We start from the raw sequence: 7,500 nt of genomic DNA on the forward strand, positions 1-7,500 counted from the left end.
TCAAGAGCTACCAATCTCTTTTTGCTTAAGCCAGATCGGCTAAAAATTTTAAAATTGGCTCAACGAGTAACTTGGTATCAAAAAGGATGGCATCGTGCGTGCCCTGTATTTTTACCAAATTCAGATTTTGGGTTGTTAAAAACACAGATTCTTGACTAACTTTGTAAGGAACCAACATATCATTCTCGGAAAATATAAATAGCATCTTGACTGAATGATTTTTTAAGATATCCACTAGATTTAATTGCTGCAATAGATAAAGATGCTTAACCTGATAGTTTAAATCAATACTATTTAACTGTTGGTGCAATAATTTTGCACGTTCACGCGCTGCTGCGCCAGCTAAAGTGACCAAGGTACAGAAGCGCTGCATCCCGCGTTTTGGATCAGCCAGTATGGAGGATTTAAATTGTGTATATTGTTCAACTGGCATTGCCTGTGGCCATGCTTCGTTGGCCACGAAACAGGGATTTGACATACAGCAAATCACTGGCTTGGCAATTTTCAGTTGTTGCTGGATTTCATTAGCCAGCAAAAGTGCCAACTGTCCACCCAAAGACCATCCCATCAAGACATCAATAGAACTCGCCTGCCTGACTTTTTCGGCCAAAATACTTTCCACGTTAGGATCAAAAATATCCCATACTTCAACTTGATGCTGCTGCCGTAACTGTTCTACAAACGGGGTTAAGACCGCTGTTCCTAGCCCCCAACCCGTAATCATCAGTATCTTCATTTTGTCTGCTCCAATAAAAAGGGACCAATTCAAGTTGAAATGATCCCTGTTTGTTACACGATTAATTAAGCAGGTTGCATCGCATCTACAGCCAATTCTTTAGCTGTTTTCTTGGCAGCTTCAGCTTTTAAGCCTAATTTAGCAAACAAGACTTTGTCTTTACCTTCACCACTGTTCGGGGCAGTAAGCAATTTATCACCTGAAAATAATGAGTTAGCTCCAGCCATAAATGCCAGTGCCTGATCAGAGTCAGAGAGAGATTCACGACCTGCCGACAAGCGGATATAACTCTTCGGCATAATAATCCGTGCTACCGCAATAGTACGAATCCAGTCAATCACATCCAGTTTTTCAACATCGGCCAGTGGTGTGCCTTCAATAGGAACCAGCATATTTATGGGCACCGAACCCGGGTGAATCGGCATAGTCGCTAGTTCAAATAACAAACCGACTCGGTCTTGTACGCCTTCGCCCAAGCCGACAATACCGCCACTACAGACATTAATTCCGGCATTACGCACATGATCAAGCGTATTTAAGCGGTCATCAAAGCTACGTGTACTGATGACATTGGCATAATATTCACGTGAGGTATCAAGGTTGTGGTTGTAATAATCTAGCCCTGCATCTTTCAGACGTTCCGCCTGTGAGGCATTCAGCATCCCTAGGGTCATACAGGTTTCCATGCCCAGTTTCTTGACTTCCTGCACCAATTCCAGCACATACGGCATATCGCGTTCATGCGGGTTACGCCATGCTGCGCCCATGCAAAAACGGGTCGAACCGGAAGCTTTGGCCTGTTTGGCTTCAGCAATCGCCTTTTGTACTTCTACGCGTTTTTCAATTTCCAGATCAGTATCATAATGTGCAGATTGCGAACAGTATTTACAATCTTCCGGACAACGGCCCGTTTTAATTGAAAGCAGAGTACTGACCTGAACAGTATTCGGTTCAAAGTTTTGGCGATGAATTTGCTGTGCCTGAAACAGTAAATCCATTAAAGGCAAGTCATAAATTTCTTGTATTTCGGCACGTGACCAATCATTACGGATCATCTTGTCTGCATCATCTAAAATTCCATTGAGTAAATCATACGCTGTTTTTTTTATTTTTCTTTAGCGTTTTCTTTCATATTCATTGCCTGCTTAAAATAGCTTTAGTGTATCAAGCTATTTTGAAAGCTTATTTAACTCGAATCCTGCTTAAGCCGATGATTCCTTAATTTGAATTGTTGGCTTATTTCGATGGGTTAATTGATATGCACATAGTGAGGCGTAAATTCCACTCAGAAATCCATGAAGACTACGTGCTTTACTCGTCACTAAATTGTATTGCCCCTTCAATAAGCTGAATAATGTTTCTATTTTATTGCGTTGTCTTAGGTGATATTCATCTGATGCACAAAGTTGAATAGCCTGCATATTCTTTCGATGATAAATAATTAAATCAATACCTTGATGTTTCAATCTAATTTTTAATTCTTGGCTGATGTAACCTCGATCCCCGTAAAGTTTTGCTTCTACACCAGCAACCAATTGCTCAACCATTTTTATGTCAGCAACATGTCCATTCGATAAAGCAGAACAACTAATTTCACCAAATTGGTTCATCACGATATGTAATTTACAGCCATAAAACCAGCCCATTGAGCTTCTACCACGTGATGCAATTTGGACTAATGATTTATGATGCTGAATACGTTGATTTTTACAAACTGGCAGAGTTGTTGAATCAATCCATAAATATTGTGTACCTTGGCCTTTCATCAGTGCCACATGTAAAGCGTGTAGAGCTAATTCATGCATATTGATCAGATGAATCATCCTTTGATAGCAAGGCAAGTACTTAAATAAATGGCTTTTATCTTCTTTTAACCAGCTGAAAAAGGCTTTGAAATTATTGAAATGAGAGCATTTGTACCAAATGGCAATAAAGCAGATTTCTGAAATTGTAAGTTGAGCAGTTCTGATTCTTAAGGAACCACGGTTTTGTTTGAGAAACTCCCAATAAGTTGATTCAAATTTAAGAAAAAAATCATCAATTACGCAGAATAATTCGGTACTATTGAACATCAGGACGAGAGTTGTGAGTTTGGTGTGGTAACTCAACTGATGGCTCTAGTCCTCTTATTTTTCAAGTCAATTTCTTATCCGCGATTCGGGTTAATTAAGGATGCATAAGCTTCCTTTTTTATAGACAAATGTACAAGAAACAATACTATAACTTTACACTAGTTCTATCTGCATACCTTTGATTTATACTAGCCGGATAACATCACCGGCTTTAAATCAGTTTAGCGACTTTATGAACTTAAAGAAAAATAAAAGACAGCTTGTCTGGAGTTTAAATCTGCTTGCATCGATGATGTATGGCAGCTTTACTTATGCGCAGAGCATCAGCTTTCATGACGCTGAACGTCAGTTGTTGCAAAACTCTTATAGCAGCCAAGCCTATCAAAGTCTGGAGCAGGCTTCAAAACTTGAAGCTGAAGCAGTGAAAGGTATAGGTCTGCCACGAGTCGACCTGAATGTTCGTGCGTATGCCTTTCATAATGAACTCGATCTGCCTTTGGGTGCATTAAAAAATAATTTAGAGCAATCCTTAACGGATGGTGTCAATAATAGAATTGATGAACTGAACTTAGGGGGTCTGGCTGACCCACTAAAAAATAGTTTAAGACAACCTATTCAAAATGGGGTGGGCTTAATTCCTGATAGTTCGCATGTCGTGCTGGATGATCAGGTGATTCGCCCAACGGTTTCAGTTATGATGCCGCTTTATACCGGTGGACTGACAAGCAGCGCCAAAGAAATCGCCAATATTCAAGTAGGTCGTAGTCAGCTCAGCAACAAACAGCAGCAAGATACGCAGCGTTTTGAACTGATTCAAAGTTATTTCAATGTCCAGCTCCAAAAGCAACTGCATGCAGCAGCACTGTTTAACTTGAATGCCATGCAGCAGCATTATCGCAACGCCTTAAAGATGGAACAGCAAGGTTTTATCAGTAAAGGCCAGCGCATGCAATTTGAAGTGGCACGTAATAATGCCGAACGCAGCCAGCAAAACACACAAGCCAATTTGAATGCTGCGCTGTTCCAGCTGAATAATCTGCTTCAGGAAAGTAGCATCACCGAACTTTCGACGCCTTTATTTGTCAATAAAACCGAGCCACAGGCCTTAAATCATCTGCTAAAAACTTTTAGTCAGAACTCTGCGTTGATTCAAAAAATGCAGCTGGATACCCAATTGGCTCAAGCCAATGTCAAAGCCCAGCAAGCGGCAAAAAAACCGAATGTTTTTGCTTTTGGTGAATATAGTCTGGATCAAAATGAAAACTGGATTGTCGGGATTGCCGCACGCTATAACCTGTTTTCCGGGATCGATAAAAACAAAAATATTCAGGCTGCCGAACTCAAACGCTCTGCCACAGAATTTCTCACTGCACGCACCCAGCAGGAAATTGAAAATCTGATTTATAAATCTTATAGCGAAGCACTCAGTGCACAGCAAAGTGATGCGCTTCTGGCACAAAACTTGAAAGCCGCACAGGAAAATTTACGCATCCAAGAATTGTCCTTTAAAGAAGATATGGGCACCGCCACACAGGTCATCGATGCACAAAATATGCTGAGCGGACTACGAGCCGAAACTGCCTTGAATGCTTACAAATATGTGATGTCACTGGCCACACTATTACAAAGCCATGGCTCGATTGCAGAATTTCCGAACTACATCCAACATACCAATACTCACTATATTCGCTAATGGAGCCGAACATGAACGAAGATCAAAAATCCAATGATCCTGTGAATGAAGCGGCTTCATCCAGCGATACAGAAAAATCTCCTGTGCAACAGGTAGAAACTAAAACTGAAATAGAAAACAACGCGACGACTTCGACCGAGCAACAACAAGCTCCTGAAATCGCTAAAAAGAAAAAATATTTATTGCTCGCCCTGATTCCAGTTCTGCTGGCAGTCATCGCTTTTGGATTGTGGAAAAGCTACCAACCGGCTCCGCTTGAATTGCAGGGTCGTGTAGAAGCTGAAACAGTTCAGGTGGCGACCAAAGTGCCAAGCCGTATTGAAGAAATTTATGTAGAAGAAGGTCAGCGGGTCAAAAAAGGCGATGTGCTGGTGCGCTTAAACAGCCCGGAAATTCAGGCCAAAAAACAGCAAGCCGCAGCGGCTTTACAATCTGCGCTGGCCTTACAATCGACTGCTGAACGTGGCTCGCAAGAAGAAAATATCGCGAGCCTGTATGCCAACTGGCAATCGCTGAAAGCACAGCAAAATTTAGCCAAAGTTTCTTATGAGCGTGGTGCAAATTTATTTAAGGAAGGTGTGATTTCACGCCAGCGCCGTGATGAATTGTATGCAGCCAGTCAATCAGCGGCACAAATGACAGAAGCAGCGTATCAGCAATACGCACGTGCCAAACGTGGCAGCACCTCGCAGCAAAAGAGTTCTGCCGATGCACAAGTAGATATTGCCCAGGCTGCGCTGAATGAAGCCAATGCATTAGAGGCAGAAACCCAATTAGTAGCACCTGTAAACGGAACGGTGTCTAAAACCTATGGCAAAGTCTCGGAGCTGGTAGCCACCGCAGTCCCTGTGGTCAGCCTGATTGAAGACCAGATGTGGGTGAGCCTGAATATTCGTGAAGACCAATATGCCCCATTTCAGAAAATGAGCAGTATTGAAGGTTATATTCCCGCCCTAGATAAAACCGCCACTTTTCAAATTAGACAGATCAGTGCTGAAGGTGAATTTGCCACCATTAAGACCACACGTCAAACCGGCGGTTATGATGTGCGCAGTTTTAAGCTGCATCTTGTGCCCACACCAGTGATTCCTGAACTCAAAGTCGGGATGAGCGTGTTATTTAAACTGAAAGAGACCCGATAATGTGGACGGGTATATGGCGCGAACTGCGCTATCTGCTCCGAGAAAAATGGGATCTGTGTCTGGTCACGCTCGCACCTGCACTGGTGATTATTTTATTCAGCAGCATGTTTGCTCAAGGGAAACCGGATCATTTACCGATTGCGATTATTGATCAAGATCAGAGTGCGCTGAGTCAAAGCATTTATCAGCATGTGGCGCTGAATCATACTCTTAAAATTGCTACGGTGTCGGAACAAACAGCTGAGATTGAGCGCCTGCTAAATCAAAATAAAATTTGGGGTTATATCCATATTCCAAGCGGTGCCGAGCAACGTCTGGTTCGTGCCCGGGATGCTGACATCAGTATTGCCTTTAACCAGAGTTATTTCAGTATCGGGAATACCATCTCCTCTGCCATGCTGGTCAGTACCCTACAAGCACTCGCTGAATTTGGCGGACAGCAATATCTGGGCAACCGGCTGCCTTCTCTCGAAGCACCGTCGCCGCATATCAAAATATCGCCGCTGTATAATCCACAACTGAATTATGAATTCTATCTGGAACCCTATGTCATTCCGGCAATTCTGCATTTACTGCTGTGTTGTTGTGTGGCATTTTCCGTCGGTCAGGAACTGAAGCGACAGACCTTAACAAGCTGGCTTAGCAACTCATCCATCTGGATGGCATTGCTGTCTAAGAACCTGGTCTATGTGGCTATTTTTAGTCTATGGACCTGGATCTGGATGTTCTGGCTGATTGAAATTCGCGGCTGGTTTGTTGCCGGCTCGCTCGCCCTGATTCTATCGGCACAATTTCTGCTATATAGCGCCTATGCATTTTTAAGCAGTGCAGTGGTTCTGGCAACCAAAGATTTAAGTAAATCTTTCGGCATCATTGCGGTCTATGGGGGTTCATCTTTGAGCTTTGCCGGTGTGACCCTACCTTTAAATAATGCGCCCCTGTTCACCCAGTTTTGGGCCAATATTATTCCGTTTACGCCCTATGCCAAATTACAAACTGAACAATGGGTGATTGGTAGTCCATTGCATATTTCACTGCAAGCTGGATTAATGCTGCTGGTCTATGCTTTAGTTTATGCTCTGCTGGCTTATCTGTTTCTTAAAAAAATAGCCAAAGGAGCAGTCCAATGAAATCCCTTTGGTTTTACTATCTACAAAGCTTCAAAGATATTGTCAGTCACGGTACGATCTTTACCACGCTGATTCTATCCGTCTTGTTTTACAGCTTTTTTTATCCAACCGCTTATCAGGCACAGCAGGCTGAAGCCTTACCGATTATTATTGTCGATGAAGAACAAAGTAGCTTAAGTACCCGCATTATTGGTCAGGTGGCACAAAGCCCCAATGTGGAAATTGAGGCGATTACCGGCAATTTTGCCGAAGCCAAACAATGGGTGGAGTCACAAAAAGCCGATGGTATTTTGTTACTACCGGACAATTTATCGCAAAGCTTAAGGCATGGTGAAACAGGTGGCATTGGACTGTATTTAAGCACAGCCAACTTTTTAGTAACCAAACAAATTGGTCTGGGCTTAGCCACATCAGTTGAGCAAACTTTGGCAGATTATACTGAACGCTTTGGTCAGGTCTCGGATTTTTCACCGGCCCTTTCTGTACATCAAATTCCTTTATTTAATCCACTGTCCGGCTATGGCAGTTATGTCTTTCCTGCGGTTGCACCTTTAATTATCCACCAAACCATTCTTTTGGGTTTGAGTATGCTGATTTTGGTATATCGGGAAAGAAAAGTAGAATTAAACGCAAATGCATTGATTGGGATGTGTTTAGCGGTCTTTACTATTGGCTGTCTGGGATGTTTCTATTTATTCGGTTTTAGCTTCTGGCTATTTGATTATCC

Annotated in this window: 7 protein-coding genes; 4 read left to right on the forward strand and 3 right to left on the reverse strand. The window is 42.5% G+C overall.

Annotated features, from left to right (window positions below):
- Positions 1-25: 25 nt before the first annotated feature.
- The 3 genes from F891_RS15410 to F891_RS15420 form a co-directional block, all read right to left on the reverse strand.
- On the reverse strand, positions 26-736 hold the full coding sequence (locus tag F891_RS15410; RefSeq protein WP_004282161.1) for an alpha/beta hydrolase family protein: 711 nt from the start codon (positions 734-736) through the stop codon (positions 26-28).
- 65 nt (positions 737-801) lie between these two features.
- Positions 802-1,791, reverse strand: coding sequence for a biotin synthase BioB (gene bioB / locus F891_RS15415; RefSeq protein ID WP_004733127.1), 990 nt, complete (start codon positions 1,789-1,791; stop codon positions 802-804).
- A gap of 147 nt (positions 1,792-1,938) precedes the next feature.
- Positions 1,939-2,808 (reverse strand): IS982 family transposase, encoded by an 870-nt coding sequence (locus F891_RS15420; RefSeq protein WP_005264376.1) that lies wholly within the window; start codon positions 2,806-2,808, stop codon positions 1,939-1,941.
- 232 nt (positions 2,809-3,040) lie between these two features.
- Here F891_RS15420 and F891_RS15425 point away from each other — a divergent pair, with 232 nt between their 5' ends.
- The 4 genes from F891_RS15425 to F891_RS15440 all read left to right on the forward strand — a co-directional run.
- Entirely contained in the window at positions 3,041-4,501 is a 1,461-nt protein-coding gene (locus F891_RS15425; RefSeq protein ID WP_005264378.1) for a TolC family protein, read from the forward strand.
- Between the two features lie 11 nt (positions 4,502-4,512).
- Positions 4,513-5,643, forward strand: a complete 1,131-nt coding sequence (locus tag F891_RS15430; RefSeq protein ID WP_005264380.1) for an HlyD family secretion protein — start codon at positions 4,513-4,515, stop codon at positions 5,641-5,643.
- Positions 5,643-6,773: an ABC transporter permease gene (locus F891_RS15435; RefSeq protein WP_005264383.1), complete on the forward strand. Its 1,131-nt coding sequence runs from the start codon at positions 5,643-5,645 to the stop codon at positions 6,771-6,773. The genes F891_RS15430 and F891_RS15435 overlap by 1 nt, the downstream gene beginning before the upstream one ends.
- A partial coding sequence (locus F891_RS15440) for an ABC transporter permease (RefSeq protein WP_005264386.1) occupies positions 6,770-7,500 on the forward strand: 731 nt, incomplete at its 3' end. The genes F891_RS15435 and F891_RS15440, both read left to right, overlap by 4 nt.

This window comes from Acinetobacter sp. CIP 101966 (genome assembly GCF_000369725.1).
GTDB classification, from domain to species: domain Bacteria; phylum Pseudomonadota; class Gammaproteobacteria; order Pseudomonadales; family Moraxellaceae; genus Acinetobacter; species Acinetobacter lwoffii_Q.

Coding starts and splice junctions, on each gene's coding strand:
- F891_RS15410 (WP_004282161.1), bottom strand. CDS start 736: ATGAAGATACTGATGATTACGGGTTGGGGGCTAGGAACAGCGGTCTTA.
- bioB (WP_004733127.1), bottom strand. CDS start 1,791: ATGATCCGTAATGATTGGTCACGTGCCGAAATACAAGAAATTTATGAC.
- F891_RS15420 (WP_005264376.1), bottom strand. CDS start 2,808: ATGTTCAATAGTACCGAATTATTCTGCGTAATTGATGATTTTTTTCTT.
- F891_RS15425 (WP_005264378.1), top strand. CDS start 3,041: ATGAACTTAAAGAAAAATAAAAGACAGCTTGTCTGGAGTTTAAATCTG.
- F891_RS15430 (WP_005264380.1), top strand. CDS start 4,513: ATGAACGAAGATCAAAAATCCAATGATCCTGTGAATGAAGCGGCTTCA.
- F891_RS15435 (WP_005264383.1), top strand. CDS start 5,643: ATGTGGACGGGTATATGGCGCGAACTGCGCTATCTGCTCCGAGAAAAA.